The organism is uncultured Mucilaginibacter sp., assembly GCF_903913935.1.
Lineage (GTDB): Bacteria > Bacteroidota > Bacteroidia > Sphingobacteriales > Sphingobacteriaceae > Mucilaginibacter.
The window spans coordinates 1-3,128 of the sequence record NZ_CAIWNH010000561.1 but is presented as its reverse complement, the minus strand read 5'-3'; the positions used below and the strand labels follow the sequence as shown (position 1 = coordinate 3,128).

Genomic DNA, 3,128 nt, shown 5'->3' with positions numbered 1-3,128 from the left:
GCTTCCATTTTGCAGGATTTGAAACTCAGCAAAAGAAGCGACTATACCAGCAATCAAAGCTTTACGCAATAATGCTAGCAGAAATAATTACCATTGGCGACGAAATATTGATCGGCCAGATTGTTGATACCAATTCAGCCTGGATGGCTCATGAGCTGAATAATATAGGTATCCGTATCAAACAAATCTCATCGGTATCTGATGACAGGCAACATATCCTTACTGCCCTTGATGAGGCAGCAGGAAGGGCCGATGTTATTTTAATAACTGGGGGCCTAGGGCCAACTAAAGATGACATCACCAAAAAAACGCTTTGCGAATATTTTGGCGTCGGTTTGGTGTTGAACCAGGAGGCACTGGACAATGTGCAAAATATTTTCAAAAGGTTAAGGGGGACGTTGTCAGAGCTGCTGGAAGTAAATAAACAGCAGGCACTGGTACCCCAAAACTGCGTGGTTATACAAAATAAAAATGGTACAGCGCCGGGGATGTGGTTTAATGTAAAAGTGAAAATATTTGTTTCAATGCCCGGCGTGCCTCATGAGATGATGTATATGATGGAAGGGGATGTGATCCCAAAACTAAAGTCTTCTTTGGTGCTACCAGTCATTATCCACAAAACGATTTTAACTGTAGGAGAAGGGGAATCTTATCTTGCAGAAAGGATATCAGATATTGAAGATTCACTTCCGGCTCATATAAAACTTGCTTATTTACCTAAGTTGGGCCAGGTAAGGCTCCGCCTGAGCGGATATGGCGAAAATGAAGCCTTGCTGAAGCAAGAGGTTAATGAATATGCGCAAAAAATAATTGGGCGGGTTGCCAATGTGGTTGCTGCCGAAGAAGATATCCCTATAGAGAAAGCTATTCTGGATTTTATGGATAAAAAGGAGCTTACTTTATCCATTGCCGAAAGCTGCACGGGTGGTTATATCTCGCAACTGTTTACACAGCATGCGGGGGCCTCCCGGGTTTTTTTTGGTGGCGGGGTTACCTATTCAAATGAGCTGAAAGAGATAATTTTAGGGGTAAAAAAAGATACCCTTGCACAATTTGGGGCTGTAAGCAAAGAAGTTGCGACAGAGATGGTTGAGGGTGCGTTGCGGAATTTTATGTCGGATTATGCTATTGCAGTTACGGGTATTGCCGGGCCTGATGGGGGTACTGCCGAAAAGCCTGTCGGCACGGTTTACATCGCTGTGGCAAATGTTAACAAAACCATAGTAAAGAAATTAACATTTGGTAATAAACGCCGTCAAAACATTGAAAGAAGCGCAATTTCGGCCTTAAATATGTTGAATACTTTACTTCATGATAGTGGAAAATTAGGATAAAAACAGCTAATTTTGGGCTCTACGATAATTATTGTCTATGGCCAAATACAAACTGTTATTGCCTAAAATGGGGGAAAGCGTTGCGGAAGCAACCGTGATCAGATGGACCAAAAATCCGGGGGATCATGTGGAAGCAGACGATACAGTAATGGAGATCGCTACTGATAAAGTTGATTCTGAGGTACCGTCACCTGTTTCAGGCAAATTGCTGGAACGGTTTTATAAAGATAACGATGTGGTGCAGGTTGGCGCGGTGATCGCGATCATTGAAACTGCCGACCCGGAGGAGATTGTTACACAACAGGTAACAGCTAATGCTCCTGTGGTCGAAGCTATACAAGCAACCCCTCCCGTACCTGAAATTCATATTGCCGCCCCGGTGGTTGAAGTTCAGCAACATGCTCCGGTAGCCGAAGTACCAGCCCCAGTGTATCATGCGCCACAACCGGAAGTCAAGCCGGTAGTAGAAATTAAGCAACCTGTATTTGCCGAACAGCGGGAAGAATTGGCGCAGCCTGTTCCGTATACCGAACAGCTTGAAAATAATGCCGGGTCCAAACCGGAAGATGGCCTTAAAAATGGTTTAAGGTTTTATTCTCCTTTAGTTAAGAACATAGCGGCTCAGGAAGGCATCAGCAATGCCGAACTCGATAAGATTCCGGGTACAGGTGCAGAAGGACGTTTAACTAAAGATGATTTGTTAAATTATATTGAGAACAGGTATACAATAACTTCGCCAACCATTAATGAGCCTATTGAAGAAACACCATCTGTAACCGATACAAACGAACCGGAACCGGTTGCCTCGCCTCTGGTGCCTGAACCCGTTAAAGAGACACCTGTTACAGAACCGGTTTTTGAAGCGCCTCCGCTAGCGCCTGTATTTGAGGCTCCGAAACCTGAACCGGTTGTGGAAGCGCCAAAACCAGAACCAGTTTTTGAACAAACCAAAGTTGAGCCGGTAAGTCAGCAAGCTGCAGAAAGTGCGGTTAAATCATCGGCGTCAATGTCCGGCAATGACGAGATCATTGAGATGGACAGGATGCGCCGCCTGATAGCCGATCACATGGTGATGAGCAAGCAAACTTCGCCGCATGTAACTTCATTTGTTGAAGCCGATGTTACCAACCTGGTGTTATGGCGTGAGAAAATAAAAAATGCGTTTGAAAAACGCGAAGGAGAGAAGATCACCTTTACGCCGATATTTATTGAGGCAGTAGTAAGGGCGATAAAGGAAATGCCGATGATCAATATTCAGGTTAATGGTACCCAGATCATTAAAAAGAAAGACATCAATATAAGCATGGCCACCGCTTTACCAAGTGGAAACCTTATTGTGCCAGTTATAAAAAGGGCAGATGAATTAAACCTGATCGGGCTTACCAAGTCTGTTAACGACCTGGCAAACAGGGCACGCACCGGGAAATTGAAACCCGATGACGTACAGGGCGGCACTTTTACTATAACCAATGTGGGGTCCTTCGGTAATGTGATGGGCACACCTATTATTAACCAGCCACAGGTGGCTATTTTGGCTGTAGGTGCGATTAAAAAGAAACCGGCGGTAATTGAAACCCTGCAGGGCGACATGATCGGCATCAGGCACATGATGTTTTTATCTTTATCATATGACCATAGGGTAGTAGATGGAGCCCTTGGCGGTTCCTTCGTTAGAAGGGTGGCCGATTATCTTGAAAACTGGGATCCGGGCAGAGAGATTTAATCATCTTATCAGCAGGGAAATCGCTTTTAAAACAGGGGGCTCCACTGGAGCCATTAAATCACAATTGTATG

Annotated in this window: 2 protein-coding genes; both read left to right on the top strand. The window is 44.6% G+C overall.

Annotated elements, in window-relative coordinates; translation table 11 throughout:
• Window positions 1-1,334 (top strand): competence/damage-inducible protein A (locus QZY09_RS22765; protein ID WP_367119261.1); only part of this gene is annotated, 1,334 nt, incomplete at its 5' end.
• Between the two features lie 37 nt (window positions 1,335-1,371).
• Complete coding sequence (locus QZY09_RS22760) at window positions 1,372-3,057, top strand: 2-oxo acid dehydrogenase subunit E2 (RefSeq protein ID WP_295676505.1); 1,686 nt, start codon at window positions 1,372-1,374, stop codon at window positions 3,055-3,057.
• The last annotated feature ends 71 nt before the right edge of the window (window positions 3,058-3,128 follow it).

Bases quoted from the DNA above. Each gene is read 5' to 3' on its own strand.
- QZY09_RS22760 (WP_295676505.1), top strand. From the start codon at position 1,372: ATGGCCAAATACAAACTGTTATTGCCTAAAATGGGGGAAAGCGTTGCG.